The sequence below is a fragment of the Agrobacterium tumefaciens genome, assembly GCF_013318015.2.
Classification (GTDB): Bacteria; Pseudomonadota; Alphaproteobacteria; order Rhizobiales; family Rhizobiaceae; genus Agrobacterium; species Agrobacterium tumefaciens.
Genome location: NZ_CP115842.1, coordinates 2,112,501 through 2,137,456, shown reverse-complemented (window position 1 = coordinate 2,137,456; position 24,956 = coordinate 2,112,501). Strand labels below are relative to the sequence as shown.

Here is a 24,956-nt window from a genome sequence, read left to right as displayed (position 1 = left end):
TGTTATTGTAATCGATCGCCGCTAATTTTCATCGCCTTTTCAATCCATTTCCCAATCAGATTCCTTCCCGCTTCCCCATATAAATAAATCCACCTCGCTGTAAAAACCTATATAAAATCACATGGTTATAGCGGTCCAAAATTATCTGCACACAAACAGACGAACTTTACCAATCAAATCCCCACTCTCCCCTTAATGCGGTTAGTTTATGATTATTTATATGTTTTGTGCGTCCAGCTGAATAAATTATATGTTTTATCGACACTCTCGTTGATCCAATCCTAACCAAACCACCCACTCACCCTCACCAAAGGAAAATCAATTCCCGACAACAAGTATAAATATACAAATATATGTATTAATAGCGATTACGAAGGTATAATATTCCACCTGCGCACCCTGCAGCGCGTGCTACCCTCATCGCAATCGAATGACAGGTAAATACGGATCGTTCAGCCTATCAAAAGTTGCACAAAATGATTGACTATCGCGGCTGCGTGAGGGAGCCTCTGCGCGAAAATACGGGGAAAATAACAAATCATCATGTCGCCAGAACGCTTTAATGAATGCCTGCGGGTGATCCGCTGGACGCCAATCAATATTGCCTCTGCCTTGCAATGTGAACTCTCATGGATCGAAGCGCTGGAAGCCGGCAACGATACAGTTCCAGATGGCCTCGCAACATGGCTGGAAACGCTTGCACAAGCCCATGAAGCTTTACCACCGCCATCAACCTACAGAGGAAAACGGTCGACATGCTGATGCGGCCAACAGCTGAAAACCTTCACCAACAACCGGATTACGCAATATGAAACATGCCATCGCAATTCTCGGTCTGATCACCGTCTCCAGCCCGGCCTTCGCAGCATCGTGCGAGAAAAACTTCACAGTCTCAGGTGTGCCGATGGTCACAGCTGTCTCTTACAAATCCTTTCAGGAACTGCCGAAAGCCAAAGCACCCGCGGTCCTTCAAAAGCTCGCCCAGGCCGTCGCAGCAGAAGGTTTCTCAGGTATCCAGATCAACAAGGCACTGTCGTCAATCGATGCCCACCAGGAAACCAGCGGAAGCGGCAGGATTCAGACGCTGCGCGTTGTCGCCCGCCAGAAAGGCGCAGCTGTCCGGATCGATGCTGTTTTCAACATTCAGGCAGGACAGATCGCCGACAAGGATGTCATCCGCAAGGGCATCTGCGACATCATAAAAGGCGTGTAAGGCACGGCTTGACGTTCACCTAAACCGATGAGCGCCGCCAAGGGCCACTAAAATTGCCGATCAGCCAGCCGATTACCATTCAGGAATTTGTCGAGTTCAGCAGTACGGGATCTGGATAGCCGAACTTCTTCCGCAAACTGGGGCCACCGATCTACGGCCTCTCGAACCTGCTCTATAACCTCCCTGGCATATTGATCCGGGATCGAAGCCGCTTTGGAGACCGCCAAAAGGTGAGACATGCCGGGGGTTCTACCTTCCCCGGCTATTGCAGCGCTGTGCTCACCGCCTGGCCCGGACGAAAACGTAAGATCGTATGCGGGTGCCAGAGACCACCTACCATTCCCGTCCATAAGAAATGCATGGTTTTTAGCATGGTCGTCGCGATTTCTGGCATAGACATTGAATACCATATTTCGAAACATCTTGAGGACTTCCGCAGCGTCGCGGGTCATCATATGGGTCAGCTTGTGAAGTTGCTCATAGTTCACACTCGCCTCACGATGGCCGGCATTCAACAGGCCGCTTGCCGTGTGCATGTGGAGCCTGCCGGTAGGTGTCCTGTCAAAACGTTTCGTCGCGAAAAGCCGCCTTCCTTTCCGGGTCTCCAACAGCTGCGTGTCAGCCATCGTCAGTCCTGCAGCTACCGCCATAAGCGCATAGGCTCTTTCTTCAGCGCCAATCTCCCGCGGATCATCGGAACTAGGTGCCTTGACCATCCACCTTTCAAACCCCGCGCCCAACGGCTGGCCGTAGTCCAGAACACAGGTATTTTCCACTTGGTTGAAGCCGATCATAATCTTCGGACGTGCACCCGCGGATCCGCCCTGTGCGCCCTGCAAACGATCGATGTCGGCGATGTCCATCTCCGTCTGTACCAACTCCACCTGATCAGCGAACCAATCGAGATCAGTGACGGCCTGTTGTTTCTGATCGTCTGGCAATTCCGGAATGTATGAGAGTGCCCCCATTCCCGTTCTGCCCACCGCCGAGAGACGGTCAACCGGCGTGAGCCGGGTGTAATCAATGCCCGCTCGCTGTAGACGGCGGTCCAGCAACAGACGACCCCACCCGTCAGGCAGGCTGTCGTTGAATAGCCCATGGAGCCCGTCGAACGGATCGCGAGGCGCCGCAATCAACCCGGTGGCCGCCATCATATGGAATGGAGAAATCAAAAGGGGCGATGTCAGAAACTCCGCCGCGTACTCGAAGTAAGCCCTCCGTTCCTTGCCACTCCAGGCGAGGGTACCGAGTTTCCTCTCGTTCCCTTCGAGATTCAGATACACCTTAATCTGCTGGATTGGCTTGAACTTCATTTCCGGCGCACACGCTGCTTGAGAGGACGATCAATGACATCATCGATATTCTGCGGCGGCCGACCTGGAAACAAGCGTTCGAACTCCGCCTCCGCCTCAAGGGCAAACGCAATTTTCACAAGGCTCTCGAGCGAAATTTTCCCGGTTTCTTCAAATAGCCTCAACGATCCGTAGGACACATTCGATCTCGAAGCCAGTTCACGCTGGGTCAATCCATGCTCAATCCGTCGGCGCTTCATTCTGTCCGCCAAACCTCTGATAACTTCCACCGGGGATGCCATCCTAAATGCTAACATATTATCACCCAAATACAAATAAACGACATTACTGCCAATATAATAGCATTTACATAAATCGCAAGTCGGTGATTTGAGCCATGCCGGAAAAGGTAGCGGCATAACTTAGCCGCCGGAAGCCAGCGCCAAAGAAAGGATCGTACTGAGTGCACGGACGCTCAAACCACATCAACTGCAGCAACAAACATCCCGCACCAGATAAGCAACGGCAACCTGACTGAGCCAATCGCCGCCGGAGACCGCCGCTGGCGGCAATCCGGCAGCCGACACATATAAAGCCGTTATAAGGAAAATGACTTTATCCCCAAAAGGTGGGAGTTGATTGAACATCTTCAGAAGATCGGTCGCCTGTAATTCCAGATGTAGTTTGTCGCTCACGTAAATCTTTCTTGAAACGGCTTGGCTAATTCCACACAGCACTATATTGCGCTGGATTCTGCCATGGCACATCTCTCATGAACAGATCGCACGCAATTGCTGCTTCTGCCGGAAGCGGTTGATGGTTACGTCGGCCCGGACAACCCCGTCCGCTTCATCGAAGCTTTCGTCAACTATCGCCAGAACCAGCACCGGTCGATCCTTGTCGCCCTCCTCACGGCCTTCGAGGTGCGGCCAATGCCAAAGGTGCGAATATCTGAACAGCCCGCCGACCTTTGGTTCAGTCGGCAGAATGCTTGTCCGTCAACAGTTCGGCGTTGAGATGTTCCAGACCCGGCTCCATCTGCGATGCTTCAGTGGCGGCGAGGTCATCGTCGCCGAGCGTCGTCGAAAGTTCGACTCGGCGATCACGCTTTGCGAGGCGCATATAGTCCTCATAGGCAATCACAACGGGGCGACGCCGACCGTTCTTGGTGATAATGACGGGCTCGCGGACTGCAGCGTGATGATAGGCTCCAAAATTTTCGAGCCGTGTTGGAAAAAGTGGCAGAATAACTCAGCCGCCGGGAGCCGGTGCAAAAGAAAGAACCGTACCGAGTATTAAGTATTATATCTCAATACAAAAATTTGAATTACATAATCAAATACAGTCAGCGGCTCCTCGTACAGAAACCGCTGCCCATGAGACATCACACCTTGGGTCGCAAGCACATTTTGCTGTTGTTGCTCACACCACTCATGTCACATACAAAGTACTTTACTTTGTATGGGTGCGAACGGGTGTCCGAGACGCTTACTGTTTTCCCACGAGAACCGATTGTTGAGGTCGTACCCCAAGCTGATTTGCCGGCACATTTCCGCTCATCTCCGGGCATGTAGTAGCACATGACGACCTGTACGGGGATATTGCACTTGTTGATGACGTCAACGTAGTCCCAATCGATCCTGCCCCGACTGCGCTGTTTAAATGCTACGCAATCATCATTCGCGTAAGGGGCCTGGCCATTCCTAACCGGCCTCTGAACCGACGGTCTGGGATCGGGCGTACTTGCAGCGTTGGCAATTGCGCCTGCTCTGCCAAATGCCCGGCTCATCCGATCGATATTATCCGACGAGCGTGGACGAAATGTCTGTACAGGTCTGTCCTCGGGTTCCGGTAGAGCGTTCAGTATAGCAATGCCCAGCCCCAGCAATGCGGCTGCATCAGCTCCAGATGATTGTCGTTGCGCAGAGCCACCGCCGCACCCGTAAGATCGGCCACCGTTAGCCGGGGCCAGTTCACACCGTGCATCAGCCTGTCCGGAAAAAGGAAACACGGAAAGTGATGACAGAAGGATAAGAAAAGTTACACGCCAGTTCATTCTAACCTCTCGCTGAACGGATGAATCATTCCTCAGCGCAAGGCTATATCCCTCGCCCGATGCGCTGACGATGCGCCAGACACCATCATAAACGGGCACCATAATCGTACCCTAATTGGAGAATGCGACAGCTCCGTCTTTTTGTTTGTCTCTAACCGCTCACATCCAGGACGCGGACAATACGCAAGCTTCCCAGATGCGAAGATTCAGCTTGGGGACTTCAAACATGCAATTTAAAAAATGCATCCGAACCAGCGCCGTAACCCTGATTGCTTTCGCCGCAAGCGAACACGCGGTACCTGGCAAGGATATCTGCTCGGACACGTATATGAGTGAGAAGATCTAACCGTTTGCAACACGTGCCCGGAATGCAATCGACATTTGCGGCACAGCAAAGGCGGGTGTGGCTCTCTACACCGAAAGCCTGCGGCTCGTACAGCAATGCCTGCACGATCCGGGGCTACGGGCCTATAAGCAGGATCTGGAAAGACTTTTGCATGATGCGAAAAACCAGGCATCAGCATCATGCGGCTGAACACCGCATACTGAAGTAGCCTTGCGTGTTAGCGTAGCCGAATGCCAGCAAGAAGGACACATAGCTCCGCCTGTCGTTCGGTCCCGGTTTTACGCAGGATTGACCGAATGTGGGTACGAACCGTTTCATACTGAATTCCACAATGACCGGCGACGGTTCTAAGATCGGCACCGTCGGCAAGAAGCGCCGTAATTTTACATTCGGACGGCGTCAGCCCAAACAGATGATGAAGCACGTCATATGAAATGAAACGTTTATCACTCACATCTTCGAACAGCACCATTGCGTACGACCTGGCGAAAACGTCGCGGACATTTGGCCCAGCCCTTTCGATCCGCGCAAGCAACGGCCTCTTCTCACCACGGGTCAACGTCACGACTTCGCCGTGAGCCAGATCATTCGATCGAATGACCTTGTTCAGCGTCGTCTCAAAGACCACTGTCTCCCGTGACGACGCTGCCCTGATTTTTCCATGCGCTATTCTGACATCCCCGGTGAGAAGCGAATCCGCCTTCTGGTTAGCCATTACCACATGACCACGATGGTCAAAGAAAACGCACGCAACATCTGCACGCTCAAACGCGGCCAGACGTCCTCTCATGTCGCCAGCCGAAAACAGTGCCATGATCCGCGCGGACATCTGAAGGTGGGTTCTGAGAGTAGCGAGGTGAACCCGGTCATCGTTCCCGAACCCACCATCGCCGAGCCTGCGTTGCAGGACGAAAAACAAATCGTCCTCACCTGAGGAAAAATTGACGACTGCTGTATGCTGGAATCCATGCTTCGCCATGAATTTATAGTATTCGAGATTATCGAGATCATCTTTACGGACGAAATCCTCCTCGAGGACAACTCCGTTACGCTTCATCAACGGTATGAATTTTGCCCGGTGGTCTCGCGTGTTCCAGCCGTCGTTTATATAGGCTTCCATGATCGAGGATAAACTCTCGGTGAAAAGAATACCTCCGACCGAGCCGGAGCTTGCCGGTGCCATGACATTGATGCCGCCGGCGCCAGTTGCCTCAGCAATCTGCTCCAGAAGCGAGGGCCAACGCGAGGGCTCCAGCGCTGCATCCTGGAAACGATTCAGCAGATTATGAAAAACCGCGATATCAACCGGCATTTTCCCCCTCACCCACCAAAGTATATTTGTATAGCCAGAATACAGCACCAGATCCAGAAGTTGTTTTCATGCATACTTGAACAAACAAACTTGTCGAGCTGGAAGCCGCCCGTTTCTCATCCACCTCCCGAAGCCATCAACTGCAGCAGGTAGGTACGCCTTCCAGGCGCAACGGGCTTCTACGACGGACCGGACGGATGTGCGCTCAATCGTCGGCAAGACACTCGTTGCATTTCTCAGCCGTCTTATCGTCACCTAACGACATCAGTCAGCGTCTTGGAGCAAACCCGAACCCGATCAGCCAGACATACCCCAATTGGGGTACGCAAACCTGGGGTAAGCTAGATATTAACTTGCCCTGTAATCAAACTGGAGCAATATCAATGCGTTACGTGTTGATGTGGGTCAGGCCTGACAGGCAAGAGCCCGTTTTCGAAACCGACGATATTTCACAGTGCGTACTGTGGATCAGCAGGCAAACAGAAAATAGCGCCGAATTTTCAGAGGCCGATTATAACGTCATCGATCGGGATCTCGATGCGGACATTCCGCGCGCGACAAGTTTCCTGTAGCAAGAGGACGCTCCTTTAGCAGCGGCTAATTACCTTAATCCTAACAAATTACTTTTATAAACAATCTCAATTATCTGTATTTAAATCACAAAATTTATATTTCAACAAACTGCGAGTTCACCCCCGCACATGGCTAGGAAGAAGACTGCTGCTCTCCACGGTCCCGATGTGTTCGCAATATAGCGTCCGAGCATGAAGATCCGCCCTCCGAGCCATCAGTATTCTCTGTCGGTTGACACACCGGCTACTGCTCCCGAAGCCGGCCGATCATATCCACGCGGTCGCACGTCCCGGTGGCGGGTACGACATTCAGGCGACACGAACCTGAATGCGTCGAGCTTCGGATCGTTGTGCTGCCGATGTAGCATTGTGGTAAAAACTCGCGTCTCGTCAGCGGTTCGAACTTTGAAACAACAGGCGTCATGTCACGAAAGTTCGCCCGCTTACTGGCTATCGCTTTGGCACACCTGCATAGCGAAACATGATGTCATCGTAGAACTGCTTCCTAAACAGCACTTCGCGGTCAAAACATTCCGCACAGACTTCCAAATCAGTGGTCGGATTATAGTCAAGATGCGTTTCATCGATCATGCATCTGCTCCTGAATTCGCCGGCACCGCTTTTGAACGCTGTGAGTAATTCGCTCAAGAATCCTCGTCGGATCGCTGGAGAGGGCGACGATATATGGTGCCACCTCATCGCATGCGACGCTGACCAGTTTTGCAAGCTCCCCCACCCGTTTCAGTGTCGATGCGCCGCTCAATCCAATGTCATCAGCCAGTGCCTGCCAGTCGGCACGCCGCAGGTCAGGCGCATGGAACCGACCGAAAATCCCCTGCGGCAGGCTCTGGTCGACCTGGCGATAAACGGCAGCGCACATCAGGTCATAGAGTGGAGCCATCTTCGCGGACCCACCGGCACCAATCAGGATAGAGTAATTTTTGGCATGCGAATCCGAATTGCAGATCAGGACATTGAAGATCACCGCATCGAGAAGTTTCAACCGCTCGCCAGGCGAAACAAGATCGCTGACGGCGTCAAACATCATCTTCATGGTCACGCCGCGGCCGGTCGAGGATCGCTCGTATTTCTGCGAGGGGAAGCAACCGGTTAACTGGCAAAGATCCTCCTGATGCAACCTGCGGATCTCGCCTTGAGGGTCGGTGAAGCGATCATAGCGTTTCACGAGAAGATAACGCCGCTTGCCAGCTACTCCGATCGTCGCCTCGGCAGCCTCAAGACCGCAGGCACGTGCAAGCGACAGGCAAAAGGCTTCGTTCTCCACGCTCCCCGCAAGGCGTTTCGTATCCGGCTTGAGAATATGCGTGGATGGCGTCCCATCAACCGGAACTGAAATACGGCCGTTCCCGTCAACAAACACCGGCAGTTTCTCCTGGACGCCAGCAAGCGACATGGAAACACCGCGCTCTCCGACCAGAAAGGGTTTGGCAGGAAGTTCATTGAGAATACGCTCCAGCGCCTGCTCGTCCGGCACCGGCCGGAGGTTGACGCCAGCTTTGCGCGGCTCCCCGATCGACAGTGCCCCCGCCGTGTCACGTCCGATATGAGCAAGTAGACCGACAATATCTTGCGGGGAAACCTTGAAGCGCTGACCGATCTCGGCAAGATGGGTTTCCGGAAGCAGATTGGCAAGCCAGGGAAGCAGCTTCGCTGCACCTACGGATCCGGAACGCAGCGGCATGGTAAGCGACACCGGAAAGGCCGGGCGGCGCGCTTCCCAGCCCGGATCATAGTCCAACCTCCATTCGCCTTCAAAAGTCAGATGGGCGACAGGCAAGGTCTCGTAGTAGATGGTTGTCATTGATCAGCACCAAACATCGGCAAAAAGCCGAGGTCATCGTCCGACGCGACTTGCACAGTCTGAACCGTCTTGAGATCGCCAAGATCGATTCCAACTGCGCGTGCGACGATCAGGGCTTTTTCGAGCTGGCAACTCGGCTTGCCCGATTCAAGCTCGACGATGAAGCGTTCCCCCGTTCCGGAACGGGCAGCAAGACCGGTTTGCGTCCAGCCAAGTGCTTTGCGTCTCTCCTTGATAGCAGCGCCGAAATCACGCGCGGACCTGAACATCGTCAACCTCCATAGTTTGACTTACCGTACAGGAAGTTTTCCAAAGAATCAAGGAATCGCTTCCCGATCAGTAAGTCTTACGCTCGATCGCGCCAAATCATCCTGATCGGGAATCTTTGTGGGATCGCACCTGGCAGGAGCAAGAGTATTTGCCTCGTCTCACGGGCCTATTGTTTCATCATCATTGCCCGATAAATTGATACACCGGCCATTACTATCGTATTAATGTTTTACATCCGAAAAACTACTTATTTATATGATATATAAACATAAGTATCACGATGATAAACGGCGTAATCCATTTCGCCGCGCGTTGGGCCCTGATGCACGGGCATCACGCCAACACCTTAAAACCGCAGCCTGAAGCCCACGCTGCCGGTTCTCAGTTGACGCCGCCTGGTCGACCCGGCAACCTCATACCATGACCCTGACCAACAGTTTCATTGCCGAACTCGTCCGCGACGCCAACAGGCTCGAGAACCTCGACGACTATCAGAAGCGCCGCATGCTTGAACGGGCGGTAACGACAATCCGCGACATGCGCGAAACGATCGGAATCCCCTCCGGTCCCGGTCGCGACAGTGTCGTCGACATCCACACCGTCGCCCTGTCCATCGAACACGGATGGCGCAGCGATGACGACGTGCGAAACGCCCTGCTGCAGGCAGCCGGCATGATCCGAGACCTGCATATCGTCCTCGACAGCAAAACCGGAATCAGCTTTTCCGAACCCGCCGGTTGACGCCATGTGCCATCTTCCCGCCGTCAATGGCACTTCGTACCGGCGAAATTCAGCTTAATGATTTTAGGTTTTCGTTAACCATACGCGACCACCCTCCTCTCACAACAACGATGGAGGTTGGCTTTGGCTTACGACTGGAATCGCAATGAACGCGAAGGCATGTTTGATGAACTGGCGGCGGCCCTGATATTCTTCACAATCGTCAGCCTGCTTCTGGCGTCCGCATACCTGGTGACAACCTTTGCCAGATAGGGCGGGTTCTTTCACCCGTCTACCGGCGAGGACAAGAAACGCCAGCCTGGCAACTTTGGCCGGTGACCGTACTATCAGCCGCCGAATGCCTGCCCCGGGTGAGTGAACGACCATGACAGACGATCTTCGCGGCCATATCCTGCTTCTCTCCGGCCACCCAGGCTCCGGCAAGTCCACAATAGCCGAAACGCTTGCGCACTTGCGCGGCGTGCCAAAGGTTCATTTTCATAGCGATGATCTGTGGGGATACATCAAGCATGGCCGCATCGATCCCTGACTTCCCGAATCCGATCAACAAAACCGCATGATCATGCAGATCGCCGCCGATGTCGCAGGTCGCTATGCCGAGGCGGGTTATTTCGTCATTCTCGATGGCGTCGTGCGACCGGACTGGCTCCCGGCCTTCCTGGCGCTTGCATGCCCGCTGCACTACATCGTGCTGCGCACGACAGTAACAGAAGCAATCGAACGCTGTCAGGCTCGCGGCGGCGACAGCCTCCGCGATCCGCTGGTCGTGGCCGATCTTCATGCCCAGTTCGCCAATCTCGGGGCTTTCGAGCACAATGTACTATCGTTGTCGGGCAAGGACAGGGATCAGGCCTTGGAGGCGGTCATCAATGCGCTGCAATCGGCACGTTTCCGTATTGATGCCACGAGCGATGGCAATCGATTACGAACATAAAGGTGAAGCAAGCGTGGCTGTCCCGACAATCTATCTCCTGCGCCACGGCGAAACAGTCTGGAACTGTCTTGGCCGGTTTCAGGGGCAACAGGATTCCCCGCTGACCGCGCGCGGTATCGAACAGGCCGATCAAGTCGCGCGCCTGCTCCGTGACGCTCTCTGCGACGATGAACAGTCTTTCCGGATGCAAATCAGCCCGCTCGGGCGCGTGCGACAGACAGCAGAACGGGTCCAGGCCGAGGTTGCGCTCCCGTGTCTCGAAGATAACCGCCTCGTTGAGGTCACCACCGGCTCCTGGGACGGCATGACGCGATTTGAGATTGATGCCGAATTTCCTGGGCGTCTTGAAGGATCCAACGCATTCGACTGGTATTTCAGGGCACCGGATGGCGAAAGTTTTGATGACGCCTGCAAGCGCGCGACGTCATGGATCTCGGATCTCCAGCATCCGACGATCGCCATTTCCCATGGCCTGTTCGGGCGGATTCTTCGGGGTGTTTTTCTCGGACTTTCGAAGCTGGAGATGCTCGAACTGCCCGTTCCGCAGGATGGATTTTACCGACTAGATGATGGCAGGTGCGAGCTCATCACAGTTTGACCTGCACGGTCGTGATCCAGAAAGCCAAGGGCCATGGACGTCATTCGCCATGTCGACAGGGGAGAAACACATGCATACACTTAACGTCATTTACCTGGCTTATCTCGACTGCCTCAACCGTCAGGCCTTCGATGAGCTCGGCGCATTCGTCGACGATACTGTTGAACACAACGGCCGGGCGTTAGGCCTGTCGGGCTATCGCGACATGCTGGTCAAGGACTTTGCTGATATTCCAGACCTTCGGTTCCAGGCAGAGATACTTGTCAGCGACGTGACCCGGATCGGCGCCCGGCTTTCGTTCGATTGCACTCCCAAATCCACCTTCATGGGCCTTCCGGTCAATGGCAGGCGCGTTCAGTTCTGCGAGCATGTTTTCTACGACTTCGAACAGACAAAAATCCGCAGGGTCTGGTCGGTCATCGACAAGGCCGCAATTGAGCGCCAGCTCGGCTGACGGCCGTCACCCGGCGAAGGTATCTGTGGCCCGCCAGCGCCAGAAAAATGAGCCGAAAGAGTGTGATTGCACGAAACGCTCACTGAAGCCGGACAGCCTCAAATTTATGCAGACAGCTGCTGAGGTCGCGGGCGTTGCACAAAGGTTACATCATATTTCAGGAAAAAAGCATATGAATGATCTCTCATACAAGGGAGTTCAGAGACTATGAAGAAAATCGTATCGACTATCGCATTCGTGCTTGCGGCATCGACTGCAATGGCGGCCGATGCCGTATCAGAAGTTCCTGCAGCCCCGGCAGCAGACGTTGCGCCGCTGTTCAGCTGGACCGGGTTTACCGCCGGTGTCCAGGCCGGCTACGGCTGGAACAACAATGACGCTTCGATCGTCGGCCTTCCCGGCCAAACGTCCGCAGACTTCGATGGTGCTCTTGCCGGTGGTTTCGTCGGCTTCAACTACGACCTTGGCAACAGCTGGGTCGTTGGCCTCGAAGCAGACTTCGAAAAGAACTGGGGCGATGATTCAGCCACTATCCTTGGCACGGGCTTTGACTACGGGTTTGACTGGCAGGGTTCGGTTCGTGGCCGGGTCGGCTACGCATTTGACCGTGCCCTGGTCTATGGTACCGCAGGCTGGGCCTATGCTCGCGGCTACGCGGAAGTTCCGGGCATTGCCGACGTGAAGGAAACGTTCAACGGCTACACCGTCGGCGTTGGTCTCGACTACGCGTTTACCGACATGGTGTTCGGACGCGTTGAGTATCGTTACACCGACTTCGGCGACAAGGATTTCGATTTCGGCGGCGCTGCAATCAATGCAGATGTCGACCAGCATGCAATACGCGTCGGCCTCGGCGTAAAATTCTGATTCACCCGGACAGCAACAGCAAAAGCCCGGCCATTGTGCCGGGCTTTTTTCTTGTCCCTTTTCCGAAGGCGGGAAGCGACAAACAGGGGTGGGCAAGTACGGGCCACCTGTTGGCCAGTTGCAATGCCACCACAATGACTGAACATGCCGACCAGGACCCGGACGCGACCGGACATGCTCCTTCTCCCTCCAGCAAACGATCAGCCAGCCTCACCCACGATTTCCCCTTTGAGCAAATCCCCAAGCAGTGCACGATCGGCATCACGCAGCGCCATCTGCGTCAGCTTACACCGCAGTAAGTGGAGCAGCATCTGCGCATCCATTCCATCCGCCGGCTTTTTGCAGTTGGTTGAGAATCCATGTGCCAAGCAGCACTTTCAGCCGCACCTCGAGCTCCCGTTGCCGCGCGGCAAGGTTCCGCGGATGATGCGGGTGTTCCCTGGAGGCATTGGATCGGTACAAGCCTGTTCCATGCGTTCGACGACGACACTCTTCGCGACCAAGCGCGGTGGCTAGCTGACGGATCCCCTGGATTTGCTTAAGCACGCCAACCGCAGCTTGGAGCAACTTGCGATTTAGATAAAATTTACGCTAAATCTTATCGGTTTGAACCGATCCGGCCATGCTACGTTTCACGCAAGTCAAATCGGGAGGCCGGCTGCGATGATCTGGAATTTGGAGAAACTAGAACAAGAACGTCTCGACCTCATTGAGGTCATCGACAACCTCAAGAGGTGGGAACGTTTCTCTATAGACGACCGGCACATCATCTCACTACAGATCACCGCACATATGATGCGACTTAGCCAACTGGATGAAGACTTGGCGCATTTGCGTAGTGAAGACTTTTGCTCGGTTGAATATCTGGCTGCTGACTGAGACCCCTCGTTGTGCCGAATTAGGGACCCGTTTGTTCCGTGCTGCCGCTGCGGGAAAGACCTGAGGACATATTGCCCTGTTTCCGCTTCTTCCTACGCCACGCCAGCGCCAATAACTGCGCGCCCTTACCTGAAATGAGCGCCGTCAGCCATGCAAGGCTCACGCATAACTGGCCGGGCAACCTACGTGAATTACAGCGTTTTGCCCAGCTGCAACTGCTCGGCCCACAGCAGCTTCCCGCCGCCGGCGGATCCGCCGAGATGACCGGCCTCGCCACGATGATGACGGCTTACGAGGCCCGCCTCATCGCCGCAACGCTGACGGCGACAGGTAGAAGCGCCACACAGGCGATGAAGCACCTGAAGATTTCGAGAAAGACATTCTACGACAAGGTGAATAAGCACAAGCTTATGGTCGGGAAATTGCGCATGAAGGGCTGAGGCGGGCGGCGGCGTCACAGGCTGCGGATAGCGCCACCATCGACCCGGTAATGTAACTCGCCTGCTGGCTGGCAAGAAAAATGGCGGCGGCAGCGAACTCCTCTGCGCAGCCGTAACGTCCGCCGGGGATGTCCCCGCGCGACGCTTCCAGCACGGCAGCTAGCTCAAGCGCGGCGTTTCTAGCCCTGATGTCATCCAGCACGCGCACGCGGTCGGTGTCACTCCGGCAGAGCAGGATCATGTTGACCGTGACCCCGTGAGGCGCGAGCTCCGTCGACAGCGTTTTCGACCGCCCGGCGTCCGCGGCGCGAACCGCTTTCGACAGGGCGAAACCGGCAATGGGCCGCTCGATGCCCGATGAACCGATGGTGACGATGCGACCCCATTGACGTTCGATCATGCCGTATGCAAGCGCATCGGTGATCGAAAAGATCGAAACCCGCCTCGAATCGACCGCTGAACGCCATGCCCCAGGCGGCTGGCCGAGTGCTGGCGAGCGACCTTCGGAATGGGCGGAAATATCGTCGCGCGCCTTGGCCTTTGCGCTGGCCACGTAGGCGCGGACGATCTCCTGATCCTTTCAAGCGAACGTCAGTTGCCGCCAGTGAGGCCTAAGGCCGCGAGGCGTGGTGCGAACGCGCGAATGACAAATCACCTATGTTGCTCACGCAGAAGGTTTTCAGCCATAAAGGAGACGAAGGCGGACACCTTCGGCGAGGGATGCCGGTTTGCCGGCCAGAGGATGTGGAAGGCACCGACCTCTTGCATATAGTCCTCAAGCACGCTGACCAGCCTACCTCGCCGGAGCTGCTCCCGGATCGCGAATTGCGGCAGGCATGCAAGCCCGAAGCCTCCCTCGGCCAAGCAGATCTGCGGCTCGAGCGTGCTTGCTACCGATGTCACGGGAAGAACAAGTTCAAGGGCCGCGCCGTCCGCCACCATCGGCCAGCGCTCCAGCTTGCCGGTGGACGGATATTTGTGATGATGGCAGGCGTGACCGAGCAGATCGTCGGGCGTCGAAGGCACGCCACGCGCCGCGAGATAATCGGGCGATCCGACGATCCGGTGCGAGAATGCCCCTGCCCGACGCATCATCAATCGCGAGTCCCGGGCTTCGCCGGTGCGGACCACGGCATCGAAACCTTCGTCGATCACATCCACCAGCCGGTCGGTGAAGTCGAGGTCAAGCTCGATCTCGGGATAGGCACGCATGAAGGCCATGACTGCGGGCATCATCAGCATGCCGATTAGTGGCAGGCTGACACGAAGACGTCCGCGCGGCGCCTGACGGATTTGCGACAGCTCCAGTTCAGCGGCCTCGATCTCGCTGAATATGCGGCGGCAGCGATCGAGGAACAGAGCTCCTTCCGCAGTCAGCGTCAACGAGCGCGTCGAGCGATGGAAGAGGCGAACGGCAAGCCGCTCTTCCAGCCGCGCGACCGCCTTGCCGATGGCCGAGCCAGAAACGCCAAGCCTCGCGGCTGCACCCGCAAAACTACCGCAATCTGCCGTTTGAACGAAGGCATTCAATGCGCCGAGATGTTCCATCCACTAGTCCCTATTGCGGACATCTATGTCCGATATGATGAGAACTCTAGCATAATTCTCCAATCGCGGAGACCGGCTTATGGTCAAGGCATGACAAACATGCACTTATTCGCCGCGTCCCCCGTCGACCCGCCCCAACCTCGTCGTCTGCCGCTCTCGGGCCTGCTCGCACTCGCCATGGCCGGCTTCATCACCATTCTGACCGAGGCGTTGCCCGCAGCTTTGCTGCCGCAGATCGGCGCGGGCCTTGCCGTGTCGGACGCACTGGTGGGCCAGATGGTGACGATCTACGCGATTGGATCGCTCATCGCCGCGATCCCGCTGACGGCGGCGACGCAAGGCATACGACGGCGGCGGTTACTCCTCGCTGCCATCGCCGGTTTCGCAATCGCCAATACAGTTACAGCCGTCTCCTCTAGCTATCTGCTGACGATGGTCGCACGATTTTGTGCCGGCGTTTCGGCCGGGTTGCTCTGGGCGTTGCTCGCAGGCTATGCGGCACGCATGGTGCCCGAGGCACTAAAGGGACGGGCTATCGCGGTGGCCATGGTGGGCACGCCGCTCGCGCTGTCGCTTGGCATTCCGGCCGGTACTTTTCTGGGCACCCTCCTCGGGTGGAGGGCGTGTTTTGGCCTCATCAGCGGCTTGACTCTGGTACTGGTTGTTTGGGTTATCGCGAAGGTGCCAGACTTCGGAGGCCAGCCTATGGAGCGTCGCCGCGGGCTCGGCACGGTGTTTACTCTGCCCGGCGTGCGCCCGGTCCTGTTCGTCACCATTGCCTTCGTCCTCGCTCACAACATCCTGTACACCTATATCGCCCCGTTCTTGGTCGAGGCCGGCATGGCAGCGCGGACCGATCTTGTGCTTCTGGTCTTCGGCACGACAGCACTGGCAGCCATCTGGATCGTCGGTGTCCTGATTGACCGTCAACTGCGAAGCCTGTCGCTCGCCAGCATCGCTTTGTTCGGGCTTGCAGCGCTGGCGCTTGGGCTATGGGGTGAGAACCCAGCGGTTGTCTACGGTGCAATCGCGGTCTGGGGCCTCGCTTTTGGCGGAACTGCCACGCTGTTTCAGACCGCTCTTTCGAACACCGCAGGCGATGCTGCCGATGTTGCTCAATCCATGCTGGTCACCGCCTGGAACCTGGCCATCGCCGGTGGCGGTATCGTCGGCGGGTTGATCCTGCAGCAGAGTGGCGTTGGCGGCTTCGCCCCAGCCATTCTTATCCTCCTCGTCCCGGCATTCATCACAACACTTCTTGCACACCATCATGCCTTCCCACCGGCTGCCAATCCCTGATCCAAAGGAAATTCTCATGACATCCTCAAATTCTTCGATCGTATCGCGCCTGGACGCTGTGATAGACGGCGCGATTGCAGCCGAACGCATCGTCGGTGCTGTCGTCCTTGTCGCGCTCGACGGCAAAACAATATATTGCCGCGCAGCAGGGCTCGCCGACCGGGATGCCGGCACGGAGATGCGAACTGACGCTATCTTCCGACTGGCCTCCGTCTCGAAACTCTTCTCCGCTGCGGCTGCCCTAGCGCTGGTCAGTCGCGGGATACTGGATCTCGATCGACCAATCACGGAATGGCTACCGGCGTTCACGCCGACCTTCGAGGGACGACCGGCTCTTATCACCTTGCGTCATCTACTCAGTCACAGCGCAGGGCTCAGCTACGGCTTTTTTGAGCCGGAAGGCGGGCCTCTCGCCCAAGCAGGCGTGTCGGACGGTATGGACCGCTCCGACCTGACGCTTGCCGACAACATCCGGCGCCTTGCCGGCGTCCCCCTCTCCTTCGCTCCGGGGTCGGCATTCCGCTATTCGTTGGGGATAGGTGTTGTGGGTGCGGTGATTGAGGCGGCAACAGGGCTCGCCTTGCCGGAATCCATCCGCAAGCTCGTCACCGAGCCGCTCCGTCTTAAGGATACCGGTTTTGCGCTTTCCGATCCATCCCGGGTTACGGCTGCATACGCGGACGCCACGCCACGTCCCCGCCGGATGCACGAACCGGACTGCTTGCCATTGCTCCCCGGTATGGCAAGCGTCATGATGGATCCATCACGGGTGTTTGATACCAAGGCTTTTCCTTCAGGCGGCGCCGGTATGGTCGGCACAGCGTTCGATGTGTTGCAGCTGATAGAAGCGTTACGGCAGGGCGGCGGTGATATGATGACTGCCGATCATGCCTCCGTGATGGCGCGTGACCAGATAGCCGGGATCGACATCGAGGGATCGCCGGGCTGGGGCTATGGTCTCGGTTTTTCGGTGCTGCGCGACAGCCAGGCCGCAGGCGTGGCCGAGCCGGCAGGCACCTGGCGCTGGGGCGGGGCCTACGGGCATAGCTGGTTCACTGACCCAAGCAACGGCCTGACAGTTGTGGCCCTGACCAATACCGCATTTGAAGGCATGTCTGGCGCCGGGCGGTTTTCTACCGATATCAGTCGGGCCATCTATGCAGCGATGGCGGAGGCGTCATGAGCGAGAAGTGAAATTAGCGATGCTATCCAACAATTCTAATCGAAGACTACGCCTTGAGGCGGGTTCAAACAGGCGCCCCTCTTTGCGACCATGCTATAACAACGATTTATCCGTCTCGCGCAGATAATCTCCCTTCACCGAAATATCATTCGTTCACACGATTAGCCAACAGCTTCATGAGATTCATTCATTCGTGAAGAACCGCCACGATTAGGGCGGGCGCATCCTGATGTTGACACCGTCCGGCGACTGAAGGCCGCGGGGAGATTAGAGCTGTATGCGTATCATCCTGAACATGATCCAGATTTTTGCCTTGGATTTCGCATAGGAGTCGCTCGTGAGAGACCCAGTTGGTTTATGCGGGAAGCTACAGCCGGATTGGTAACCCGGGACGGTCTCAGCGAACTTTGGAATACAGGAAAGCGTCCCTTGGTTCGTTCGACAAATTTGGATGGAAAAGATACCGCCGAAGCAACGCTTCCTGGGTCATACCAGCCTTTTCCATCACACGTGCTGAGGCCACGTTCATGACATCACAAGCTGCCTCGGTGCGATAGATCATCGGATGGGTAAGGGCATGCTCGATCGCCCATTTTACCACTTCAGTCGCAACGCCCTGTCCCCAGTGATCCTTCCGGACAAGCCAACCGTAGGAAACTCGCGGTCCCGCCAGTCGCGCGTCAATCCTTCCAACAAGTTCGCTCGGCACTTCGCGTCGGCAAATGACCGCTGGAAACGTGGAGCCACCTTCCCACTCCAGATAGGAGCGTTCCGCAGCTTCCTGCGTCTGGGAAAGGTCTGTGTGCGGACGCCAAGTGAGATATTTCGTCACTTCACGATCAGTTGCCCAGCCAGCAAAGATTGCGTCGCCATCAGATGGTTGAACCCGCCTGACTAGAAACCGCTCTGTGAAGAATTCCTCCGGGAGGCGATACGCCAAGTCCATTCCATCGATCCTTGATCGCGCTCTTGCTAGCGCCATTGCAGCGTACCGCTTGGCGGCGCGACGTACATTATTTGCGGCCGATGCCATGCAACGTTTAGAGATTTCCCAAATTAGCCATGGAAATCAGTGCCTGAAATGGAATTCTGTAGTTTTTCTATCTAATGCCGCACTTTTCATCAATAGGCTCCCAACCAAGGCGACATTGAATTGCAAAGTGACCGTGACCTGCCACTGAGAATTTCCTCGAGAATAAATTAGAGTCCGGCCCATTTTGAACTGCCCCAGGTTTCTGGACCAGCTGAGGCTAGAGTTTTCCGGCTTCGCAGAGCGGCCGCCCGGCGGTGGGGCAGGTGTCCACACCTCGCCAGACATCAGGGCGGTGTTGCCCGACCGAACAAACCGCACGGTGGCTCCGCGCAGATCACCATTTGATGGTCATTTCTACATCAGATTTCAAATCACGTCGCTAGTGCAGCCACTCGCAACGATAGGCGATGACCGGGTCGGCAAATCCTTTCAGTCTGTATTGATTGCCATGGACGAGGACATCGGCGCTGCCATATTCCTGGAAGGTCTTGTCCGATATCAGGATCTGGTCGCTCTCGGCCGCGGCACAGAGCCTGGCTGCCAGTTGCACTGTCGCACCGAAGAAATCATTGCTGTCCTCGATCGGCTCACCACAATCCAGTCCAATGCGGATGTGAATGGGCTCACCGTTGCCGCTGTTGTAGCGATGGAACTCGCGTTGGATATCAATGGCGCAATCCACGGCAAACGGTACGGACGAGAATACAGCCATTATGCCGTCGCCGGTGTGCTTGACCTCACGCCCCGACCGTCGCCCGAGACAACCGCGAACCAGGGCATCGTGTGCGCGGACGAGTTCCGCCGCCATACGATCGCCAAGGCGGGCCGTCATCTCGGTTGAACCGACAATATCAGTGAACAGGATCGCACGGTGGCCGGCATCCATATCTTTCGAGATGGTAGCAAGCGACAAGGGATCCTGTATTCGCCCGAGAAACGCTTCCACAGCGGACAGAGCGACTTCCACAACTTCACTGGCGACAAATCCGTGGGCTTCCCGATGTACGCACTGCGCAGTTTCAGCGTCTGGAGCATCGATAAGGCAAAAGGCCGTACCACGCCTTTCATCAAACCAGTAGGTCAGGAACCTGACGCCGTACTGATCCTGAATGTTGAGATCTTTAAGGTGTGCCGCGGCGATATCCGCCGCTGAAACTCCGGCAAGCTCGTGCCGGTCCATGAAGATAGGCATTGCTTCCTCCCGGGAGTATATCGTTGCCTGGTCTTGAAGCCAGTTTACGACTTCCCCGCGCCATCGTCCATCACTCTTACCTGTAACGCTAGTCAGGAGCGGACCACCGATAGAGCGATATTGGTTTGCGTGACAAATTCAGGGTATTCGGCTATCTTACGTCGCCTACGAGCATTCACTGACGCGTAAATTTTCGGTCAGCCTTTGCCCGCCAACTCAATTAATTGGGGGGAATGAAATGACACAGCTCGACGAAACAAAACTGAATTCTTTTATTGGCAAAATGCTGGGCGATCTAGGGGGAGCCTTCAGTGTTCCAACTGTCAGGATTGGCTTGAGATTGGGCCTGTTCGATACGTTGCACCGCGCCGGACCGCTAACATCCACAGGCCTTGCGGCAGCCTCCGGTAACCTGTTGGAACGCTACGTCAGGGAGTGGGCGCTGGCACAGGCGGCAAACGGCTACATCGACTACGACAGCGGTTCCGGGATGTTCAGTCTCTCACCCGAGCAGGCCATGGTGTTCGTCATTAAGGACAGCCCCGTCTATCTCGAAGGAGCTTTCGATCTGGTCGCGGCGATGATCGAGGGAGAGCCCAAGGTTGAGCACAGCTTCCGGACCGGCGGCGGGGTGCGATGGGGTGACACTGCAGGTTGCCTATTCTGCGCAACGGGCGCGTTCTTTCGGCCGGGATACGTGAACAATATTGTCCAATCGTGGCTGCCCGCCCTTCATGGCGTTGAGGACAAACTGGAGAAAGGCGCCCGGGTCGCCGATGTCGGCTGTGGCGTCGGCTTCTCGACAATTCTTATGGCCGAGGCATACCCCAACGCCAGCTTCACAGGCTATGACTTCCACGAGCCATCCATAGAAGAGGCCAACAAGCATGCCCGAAGCCATGGGGTGGACGACCGGGTGAAATTCGTGGCGGCGACGGCCAAAGACATCAAGGATACGGATTTCGATCTCATCACCAGTTTCGACTGTCTGCATGATATGGGTGATCCGCGTGGGTGTGCGGGGCACATGTCTCGTATCCTTAAAAAGAACGGCACCTGGATGATTGTCGAACCTATCGCGGGCGACCGCCCGGCGGACAATATGAATCCTGTCGGCCGCCTTTACTACAATGCTTCAACCATGATCTGCGTGCCAACGTCACTTGACCAAGAGGTTGGTGAAGGATTGGGAGCTCAGGCCGGCGAAGCTAAGCTCTCAAAGGTCATTCGTTTGGGTGGCTTTTCCAGCGTCAGGCGAGCCTTCACAGGGCCTTTCAACATGGTTCTGGAAGCGCGGGTTTAGGATTGTTTCGGGCGCGTTGCGCGCCAGCATTGTAGACAAGAGTATTTGCCAGTTCACGGTGCGGAAACTGGCGACGAGATTTGGTGGGGATCAGCCGTTCGTGCTCTTTCGTCCTCGACGAGGTTGCTGCGCTTTCCGGTGAGGCGCTTGAACTCGCGTTACGTCATCAACACACGAGATGGCCGGCCGCGATCGGTGATGATCACAAGTCCCGCTTGGGCGGCTTTCTTTGCCTTGCTAACGTCAAGATCGACTTCACGGCAGGAAAAACGTGTCATAGTCATCGGAAACCTCTATGTAATCCGAGATCCGCAAAGCGGAGGAGCCACCTCCCCTGCGGCATCCCAATCTGGCAAAATTTCATCATGAGGAGATCGCTGCTCTTCACGACCAGCTTGGCAACGAGGAGACGAGGGCACAGGCGGCCGATAAGCTTCTCACGCTGGTAACCGCATTGATCTCGTGCCAGATGGTGCGGAACTGGTGATCGTACTGCGCGGCAATCTGGCCGCGATCCTGACGTTTGCTTCTGGCAAGAGGAAAACAGAGTTCCTCAACGAGAGGGCGATACTTGACAAACTGTTGAGCCGAGCCAGGCGATCGAAGGGCAAAAACGCAAAAAGCCTCGTGATGGGGCTTTATTGGGATCGCAGGGATATTGGTTGCGGGGGCAGGATTTGAACCTGCGGCCTTCAGGTTATGAGCCTGACGAGCTACCGGGCTGCTCCACCCCGCGTTACCAGCGTAAATCCCTATGGGATTTATCGCGACCAGCGTAAATCCGTATTGGATTTATCGCGACTGCATCACAGGGAAGCTGTGATGTATATTGCCGGAGCAAATTGCCGAAGGCGATTTGTCTCCTTTAAGGGACGCACGAGGCGTTTTCCTTATGTTTTCATGTTCCGTAATGCAAAAAGGCCGCTTTGAGCGGCCCTTTGTATCGGCTGGGCCGAAGAGTTTGCTTGAGAAGATATTTGTTGCGTTTTGCAGACCTGGCAGCGACCTACTCTCCCGCGTCTTGAGACGGAGTACCATTGGCGCTGGGGCGTTTCACGGCCGTGTTCGGAATGGGAACGGGTGCAGCCGCCCCGCGATAACCACCAGGTCGGCAAAACGCAACACAGTTCATGTTTTCACATGAGTGTTGTTTCGAGAAGCTGGGAAGCTTGCGCTTCATTTAATTTAACACGTCTTTCTGCGACCCTTCCCGTATGTTTGCCATACAGACCAGAGGTCGTCGCGCCTTCCGGTTTTTGCTTTCAAGCAAAATACCTGTGGCGCGGCCCGTCCGGAGCGCTATGCGCGTCAGGACAGAACAGATGATGCTCATCTTTGATGAGCATGAACAATGGGAACGAAGAAGTCGATCGAGCTATTAGTAACGGTAAGCTTCACATGTTGCCATGCTTCCACACCCGTCCTATCAACGTGGTCGTCTTCCACGGCTCTGATAGGGAACACTCGTTTTCAGGTTGGTTTCCCGCTTAGATGCCTTCAGCGGTTATCCATTCCGTATATAGCTACTCTGCTATGCCCTTGGCAGGACAACAGATCCACCAGAGATACGTCCATCCCGGTCCTCTCGTACTAGGGACAGATCCTGTCAATATTCCTACACCCACGGCAGATAGGGACCGAACTGTCTCACGACGTTCTGAACCCAACTCACGTACCGCTTTAAATGGCGAACAGCCATACCCTTGGGACCTGCTCCAGCCCCAGGATGCGATGAGTCGACATCGAGGTGCCAAACAACCCCGTCGATATGGACTCTTGGGGGTCATCAGCCTGTTATCCCCGGCGTACCTTTTATCCGTTGAGCGATGGCCCTTCCACACGGGACCACCGGATCACTATGACCGACTTTCGTCTCTGCTCGACTTGTCAGTCTCGCAGTCAGGCGGGCTTATGCCATTGCACTCGACGACCGATTTCCGACCGGTCTGAGCCCACCATCGCGCGCCTCCGTTACTCTTTCGGAGGCGACCGCCCCAGTCAAACTACCCACCATACACTGTCCCGGATCCGGATAACGGACCGCGGTTAGACATCCACGAAGATAAGGGTGGTATTTCAAGGATGGCTCCACAAGAACTGGCGTCCCTGCTTCAAAGCCTACCACCTATCCTACACATGCCTTGGCGAATGCCAGTGTAAAGCTATAGTAAAGGTGCACGGGGTCTTTCCGTCTGACCGCAGGAACCCCGCATCTTCACGGGGAATTCAATTTCACTGAGTCTATGTTGGAGACAGCGGGGAAGTCGTTACGCCATTCGTGCAGGTCGGAACTTACCCGACAAGGAATTTCGCTACCTTAGGACCGTTATAGTTACGGCCGCCGTTTACTGGGGCTTCAGTTCAGAGCTTGCACCCCTCCCTTTAACCTTCCAGCACCGGGCAGGCGTCAGACCCTATACGTCGTATTGCTACTTCGCAGAGCCCTGTGTTTTTGATAAACAGTCGCTACCCCCTGGTCTGTGCCACCCCATCATACTTGCGTAAAATGGGGTCACGCTTCTTCCGAAGTTACGCGTGCAATTTGCCGAGTTCCTTCAACATAGTTCTCTCAAGCGCCTTGGTATACTCTACCTGACCACCTGTGTCGGTTTCGGGTACGGTCTATACGGTGGAGCTATTTCCTGGAACCTCTTCGCCGCACATTCAATCCAGTAAGAATGTACAACACACGAGATCCGTCACTACCACCAGGCCCACGAATATTAACGTGGTTCCCATCGACTACGCGTGTCCGCCTCGTCTTAGGGGCCGGCTAACCCTGCTCAGATTAACTTTAAGCAGGAACCCTTGGTCTTTCGGCGAGGGAGTCTCTCACTCCCTTTATCGTTACTCATGTCAACATTCGCACTTCCGATATCTCCAGCAGCCCTCACGGGTCCGCCTTCACAGACTTACGGAACGCTCCGCTACCACGCAACAGTCACTACAACTGTCACATCCTCAGCTTCGGTGCATGGCTTTAGCCCCGTTACATTTTCGGCGCAAAGACCCTTATTTAGACCAGTGAGCTGTTACGCTTTCTTTAAATGATGGCTGCTTCTAAGCCAACATCCTGGTTGTTTTGGGATCCTCACATCCTTTCCCACTTAGCCATGACTTGGGGACCTTAGCTGGAGGTCAGGGTTGTTGCCCTTTTCACGACGGACGTTAGCACCCGCCGTGTGTCTGCCGACTAGTACTCCTCGGTATTCGGAGTTTGGTTAGGATCAGTAAGACGGTGAGTCCCCATAGCCCATCCAGTGCTCTACCCCCGAGGGTATTCGGTCGACGCTCTACCTAAATAGATTTCGCGGAGAACCAGCTATTTCCGAGTTTGATTGGCCTTTCACCCCTAGCCACAAGTCATCCCAATCTATTGCAACAGATACGGGTTCGGCCCTCCAGTTGGTGTTACCCAACCTTCAGCCTGCTCATGGCTAGATCACTCGGTTTCGGGTCTAATGCAACTAACTCAATCGCCCTATTCAGACTCGCTTTCGCTGCGCCTACACCTACCGGCTTAAGCTTGCTAGTTACACTAAGTCGTTGACCCATTATACAAAAGGTACGCCGTCACCCTTGCGGGCTCCGACTGTTTGTAG

The 24,956-nt window shown here is 55.7% G+C and carries 26 protein-coding genes, 1 tRNA gene, 2 rRNA genes and 3 pseudogenes (1 of these 32 only partly in view); 13 read left to right on the top strand and 19 right to left on the bottom strand.

Going from position 1 to position 24,956, the window contains the following annotated elements; genetic code table 11:
• Positions 1–543 precede the first annotated feature (543 nt).
• Complete coding sequence (locus G6L97_RS23175; RefSeq protein ID WP_112960386.1) at positions 544–762, top strand: hypothetical protein; 219 nt, start codon at positions 544–546, stop codon at positions 760–762.
• Positions 763–808: 46 nt separating this feature from the next.
• A complete protein-coding gene (locus tag G6L97_RS23170) occupies positions 809–1,213 on the top strand; it encodes a hypothetical protein (RefSeq protein WP_003518904.1) in 405 nt (134 codons plus the stop codon).
• 47 nt (positions 1,214–1,260) lie between these two features.
• Here the strand turns inward: G6L97_RS23170 and G6L97_RS23165 are convergent, their stop codons facing one another.
• From G6L97_RS23165 to G6L97_RS23120, 10 genes and pseudogenes are all read right to left on the bottom strand, one after another.
• On the bottom strand, positions 1,261–2,526 hold the full coding sequence (locus G6L97_RS23165; protein WP_174003890.1) for a type II toxin-antitoxin system HipA family toxin: 1,266 nt from the start codon (positions 2,524–2,526) through the stop codon (positions 1,261–1,263).
• Entirely contained in the window at positions 2,523–2,795 is a 273-nt protein-coding gene (locus G6L97_RS23160) for a helix-turn-helix domain-containing protein (RefSeq protein ID WP_236735824.1), read from the bottom strand. Before G6L97_RS23160 ends, G6L97_RS23165 begins: the two co-directional genes overlap by 4 nt.
• A 195-nt stretch (positions 2,796–2,990) precedes the next feature.
• Positions 2,991–3,200, bottom strand: coding sequence for a hypothetical protein (locus G6L97_RS23155; RefSeq protein WP_174003888.1), 210 nt, complete (start codon positions 3,198–3,200; stop codon positions 2,991–2,993).
• Between the two features lie 135 nt (positions 3,201–3,335).
• A pseudogene (locus G6L97_RS23150) lies at positions 3,336–3,494 on the bottom strand (plasmid maintenance toxin (PemK-like)); the annotation flags it as partial.
• Positions 3,481–3,753, bottom strand: a complete 273-nt coding sequence (locus tag G6L97_RS23145; protein WP_029658823.1) for a type II toxin-antitoxin system prevent-host-death family antitoxin — start codon at positions 3,751–3,753, stop codon at positions 3,481–3,483. The gene G6L97_RS23145 and the pseudogene G6L97_RS23150, both read right to left, overlap by 14 nt.
• Positions 3,754–4,365: 612 nt before the next feature.
• The gene (locus tag G6L97_RS23140) at positions 4,366–4,491 is read right to left on the bottom strand and encodes a hypothetical protein (RefSeq protein WP_256372464.1); all 126 of its coding nucleotides are present in this window, start codon (positions 4,489–4,491) and stop codon (positions 4,366–4,368) included.
• A gap of 633 nt (positions 4,492–5,124) precedes the next feature.
• Positions 5,125–6,219 carry a helix-turn-helix transcriptional regulator gene (locus tag G6L97_RS23135; protein WP_013762468.1) on the bottom strand — a complete coding sequence of 365 codons (1,095 nt, stop codon included), beginning with the start codon at positions 6,217–6,219 and terminating at the stop codon, positions 5,125–5,127.
• Between the two features lie 1,022 nt (positions 6,220–7,241).
• The gene (locus G6L97_RS23130) at positions 7,242–7,382 is read right to left on the bottom strand and encodes a hypothetical protein (RefSeq protein WP_156390030.1); all 141 of its coding nucleotides are present in this window, start codon (positions 7,380–7,382) and stop codon (positions 7,242–7,244) included.
• Positions 7,372–8,613 (bottom strand): type II toxin-antitoxin system HipA family toxin, encoded by a 1,242-nt coding sequence (locus G6L97_RS23125; RefSeq protein ID WP_013762466.1) that lies wholly within the window; start codon positions 8,611–8,613, stop codon positions 7,372–7,374. The genes G6L97_RS23130 and G6L97_RS23125 overlap by 11 nt, the downstream gene beginning before the upstream one ends.
• A complete protein-coding gene (locus tag G6L97_RS23120; RefSeq protein WP_013762465.1) occupies positions 8,610–8,882 on the bottom strand; it encodes a helix-turn-helix domain-containing protein in 273 nt (90 codons plus the stop codon). The genes G6L97_RS23125 and G6L97_RS23120 overlap by 4 nt, the downstream gene beginning before the upstream one ends.
• A gap of 421 nt (positions 8,883–9,303) precedes the next feature.
• Here G6L97_RS23120 and G6L97_RS23115 point away from each other — a divergent pair, with 421 nt between their 5' ends.
• From G6L97_RS23115 to G6L97_RS23090, 6 genes and pseudogenes are all read left to right on the top strand, one after another.
• Positions 9,304–9,624 (top strand): hypothetical protein, encoded by a 321-nt coding sequence (locus tag G6L97_RS23115; RefSeq protein ID WP_013762464.1) that lies wholly within the window; start codon positions 9,304–9,306, stop codon positions 9,622–9,624.
• A gap of 123 nt (positions 9,625–9,747) precedes the next feature.
• Positions 9,748–9,876, top strand: coding sequence for a hypothetical protein (locus G6L97_RS23110; protein WP_003518932.1), 129 nt, complete (start codon positions 9,748–9,750; stop codon positions 9,874–9,876).
• A 112-nt stretch (positions 9,877–9,988) separates the two neighbouring features.
• Positions 9,989–10,558 (top strand): annotated as a pseudogene (locus G6L97_RS23105) (AAA family ATPase).
• Positions 10,536–11,156, top strand: coding sequence for a histidine phosphatase family protein (locus G6L97_RS23100; RefSeq protein WP_025594779.1), 621 nt, complete (start codon positions 10,536–10,538; stop codon positions 11,154–11,156). The pseudogene G6L97_RS23105 and the gene G6L97_RS23100 overlap by 23 nt, the downstream one beginning before the upstream one ends.
• Before the next feature lie 70 nt (positions 11,157–11,226).
• Complete coding sequence (locus tag G6L97_RS23095; RefSeq protein WP_025594780.1) at positions 11,227–11,610, top strand: ester cyclase; 384 nt, start codon at positions 11,227–11,229, stop codon at positions 11,608–11,610.
• A gap of 207 nt (positions 11,611–11,817) precedes the next feature.
• Complete coding sequence (locus G6L97_RS23090; RefSeq protein WP_013762458.1) at positions 11,818–12,477, top strand: outer membrane protein; 660 nt, start codon at positions 11,818–11,820, stop codon at positions 12,475–12,477.
• Positions 12,478–12,677: 200 nt separating this feature from the next.
• On the opposite strand, the gene G6L97_RS23085 is transcribed toward G6L97_RS23090, so the two are convergent.
• Positions 12,678–12,800 carry a hypothetical protein gene (locus G6L97_RS23085; protein WP_003518941.1) on the bottom strand — a complete coding sequence of 41 codons (123 nt, stop codon included), beginning with the start codon at positions 12,798–12,800 and terminating at the stop codon, positions 12,678–12,680.
• A 340-nt stretch (positions 12,801–13,140) separates the two neighbouring features.
• Between G6L97_RS23085 and G6L97_RS23080 the strand changes: the two genes are divergently transcribed.
• Positions 13,141–13,356 (top strand): hypothetical protein, encoded by a 216-nt coding sequence (locus tag G6L97_RS23080; protein WP_019567388.1) that lies wholly within the window; start codon positions 13,141–13,143, stop codon positions 13,354–13,356.
• Between the two features lie 38 nt (positions 13,357–13,394).
• A complete protein-coding gene (locus G6L97_RS23075) occupies positions 13,395–13,796 on the top strand; it encodes an AAA-type ATPase lid domain-containing protein (RefSeq protein ID WP_013762456.1) in 402 nt (133 codons plus the stop codon).
• Here the strand turns inward: G6L97_RS23075 and G6L97_RS23070 are convergent.
• The gene (locus G6L97_RS23070) at positions 13,765–14,349 is read right to left on the bottom strand and encodes an SDR family oxidoreductase (protein ID WP_174003886.1); all 585 of its coding nucleotides are present in this window, start codon (positions 14,347–14,349) and stop codon (positions 13,765–13,767) included. The two genes, G6L97_RS23075 and G6L97_RS23070, sit on opposite strands and share 32 nt — an antisense overlap.
• A gap of 98 nt (positions 14,350–14,447) precedes the next feature.
• Complete coding sequence (locus G6L97_RS23065; RefSeq protein WP_013762454.1) at positions 14,448–15,344, bottom strand: LysR family transcriptional regulator; 897 nt, start codon at positions 15,342–15,344, stop codon at positions 14,448–14,450.
• A 90-nt stretch (positions 15,345–15,434) separates the two neighbouring features.
• On the opposite strand from G6L97_RS23065, the gene G6L97_RS23060 reads away from it, so the two are divergent.
• Both G6L97_RS23060 and G6L97_RS23055 read left to right on the top strand, forming a co-directional pair.
• Entirely contained in the window at positions 15,435–16,643 is a 1,209-nt protein-coding gene (locus G6L97_RS23060; RefSeq protein ID WP_013762453.1) for an MFS transporter, read from the top strand.
• Positions 16,644–16,659: 16 nt separating this feature from the next.
• The gene (locus tag G6L97_RS23055; RefSeq protein ID WP_174003884.1) at positions 16,660–17,826 is read left to right on the top strand and encodes a serine hydrolase domain-containing protein; all 1,167 of its coding nucleotides are present in this window, start codon (positions 16,660–16,662) and stop codon (positions 17,824–17,826) included.
• A gap of 397 nt (positions 17,827–18,223) precedes the next feature.
• Here G6L97_RS23055 and G6L97_RS23050 read toward each other — a convergent pair whose 3' ends face one another.
• Both G6L97_RS23050 and G6L97_RS23045 read right to left on the bottom strand, forming a co-directional pair.
• Positions 18,224–18,859: a GNAT family N-acetyltransferase gene (locus tag G6L97_RS23050; protein WP_236761911.1), complete on the bottom strand. Its 636-nt coding sequence runs from the start codon at positions 18,857–18,859 to the stop codon at positions 18,224–18,226.
• A gap of 379 nt (positions 18,860–19,238) precedes the next feature.
• Positions 19,239–20,051 (bottom strand): nickel-binding protein, encoded by an 813-nt coding sequence (locus tag G6L97_RS23045; protein WP_038495622.1) that lies wholly within the window; start codon positions 20,049–20,051, stop codon positions 19,239–19,241.
• Positions 20,052–20,289: 238 nt separating this feature from the next.
• Between G6L97_RS23045 and G6L97_RS23040 the strand changes: the two genes are divergently transcribed.
• Positions 20,290–21,354 (top strand): class I SAM-dependent methyltransferase, encoded by a 1,065-nt coding sequence (locus G6L97_RS23040; RefSeq protein ID WP_174003882.1) that lies wholly within the window; start codon positions 20,290–20,292, stop codon positions 21,352–21,354.
• 161 nt (positions 21,355–21,515) lie between these two features.
• On the opposite strand, the pseudogene G6L97_RS23035 reads toward G6L97_RS23040, so the two are convergent.
• The 4 genes and pseudogenes from G6L97_RS23035 to G6L97_RS23020 form a co-directional block, all read right to left on the bottom strand.
• Positions 21,516–21,638: pseudogene (locus tag G6L97_RS23035) on the bottom strand (type II toxin-antitoxin system Phd/YefM family antitoxin); the annotation flags it as partial.
• Positions 21,639–22,013: 375 nt separating this feature from the next.
• A tRNA-Met gene (locus G6L97_RS23030) sits at positions 22,014–22,090 on the bottom strand.
• A gap of 257 nt (positions 22,091–22,347) precedes the next feature.
• A 5S ribosomal RNA gene (rrf, locus tag G6L97_RS23025) occupies positions 22,348–22,462 on the bottom strand.
• Between the two features lie 249 nt (positions 22,463–22,711).
• Positions 22,712–24,956: ribosomal RNA gene (locus G6L97_RS23020) — 23S ribosomal RNA — on the bottom strand; it runs 562 nt beyond the window's last position.

Excerpts from the sequence above, each read along its gene's own strand:
- G6L97_RS23175 (WP_112960386.1), top strand. The coding sequence starts at position 544 with ATGTCGCCAGAACGCTTTAATGAATGCCTGCGGGTGATCCGCTGGACG.
- G6L97_RS23170 (WP_003518904.1), top strand. The coding sequence starts at position 809 with ATGAAACATGCCATCGCAATTCTCGGTCTGATCACCGTCTCCAGCCCG.
- G6L97_RS23165 (WP_174003890.1), bottom strand. The coding sequence starts at position 2,526 with ATGAAGTTCAAGCCAATCCAGCAGATTAAGGTGTATCTGAATCTCGAA.
- G6L97_RS23140 (WP_256372464.1), bottom strand. The coding sequence starts at position 4,491 with ATGCACGGTGTGAACTGGCCCCGGCTAACGGTGGCCGATCTTACGGGT.
- G6L97_RS23135 (WP_013762468.1), bottom strand. The coding sequence starts at position 6,219 with ATGCCGGTTGATATCGCGGTTTTTCATAATCTGCTGAATCGTTTCCAG.
- G6L97_RS23130 (WP_156390030.1), bottom strand. The coding sequence starts at position 7,382 with ATGATCGATGAAACGCATCTTGACTATAATCCGACCACTGATTTGGAA.
- G6L97_RS23125 (WP_013762466.1), bottom strand. The coding sequence starts at position 8,613 with ATGACAACCATCTACTACGAGACCTTGCCTGTCGCCCATCTGACTTTT.
- G6L97_RS23120 (WP_013762465.1), bottom strand. The coding sequence starts at position 8,882 with ATGTTCAGGTCCGCGCGTGATTTCGGCGCTGCTATCAAGGAGAGACGC.
- G6L97_RS23115 (WP_013762464.1), top strand. The coding sequence starts at position 9,304 with ATGACCCTGACCAACAGTTTCATTGCCGAACTCGTCCGCGACGCCAAC.
- G6L97_RS23100 (WP_025594779.1), top strand. The coding sequence starts at position 10,536 with ATGGCAATCGATTACGAACATAAAGGTGAAGCAAGCGTGGCTGTCCCG.
- G6L97_RS23095 (WP_025594780.1), top strand. The coding sequence starts at position 11,227 with ATGCATACACTTAACGTCATTTACCTGGCTTATCTCGACTGCCTCAAC.
- G6L97_RS23090 (WP_013762458.1), top strand. The coding sequence starts at position 11,818 with ATGAAGAAAATCGTATCGACTATCGCATTCGTGCTTGCGGCATCGACT.
- G6L97_RS23085 (WP_003518941.1), bottom strand. The coding sequence starts at position 12,800 with ATGGATGCGCAGATGCTGCTCCACTTACTGCGGTGTAAGCTGACGCAG.
- G6L97_RS23080 (WP_019567388.1), top strand. The coding sequence starts at position 13,141 with ATGATCTGGAATTTGGAGAAACTAGAACAAGAACGTCTCGACCTCATT.
- G6L97_RS23065 (WP_013762454.1), bottom strand. The coding sequence starts at position 15,344 with ATGGAACATCTCGGCGCATTGAATGCCTTCGTTCAAACGGCAGATTGC.
- G6L97_RS23060 (WP_013762453.1), top strand. The coding sequence starts at position 15,435 with ATGACAAACATGCACTTATTCGCCGCGTCCCCCGTCGACCCGCCCCAA.
- G6L97_RS23055 (WP_174003884.1), top strand. The coding sequence starts at position 16,660 with ATGACATCCTCAAATTCTTCGATCGTATCGCGCCTGGACGCTGTGATA.
- G6L97_RS23050 (WP_236761911.1), bottom strand. The coding sequence starts at position 18,859 with ATGGCATCGGCCGCAAATAATGTACGTCGCGCCGCCAAGCGGTACGCT.
- G6L97_RS23045 (WP_038495622.1), bottom strand. The coding sequence starts at position 20,051 with ATGCCTATCTTCATGGACCGGCACGAGCTTGCCGGAGTTTCAGCGGCG.
- G6L97_RS23040 (WP_174003882.1), top strand. The coding sequence starts at position 20,290 with ATGACACAGCTCGACGAAACAAAACTGAATTCTTTTATTGGCAAAATG.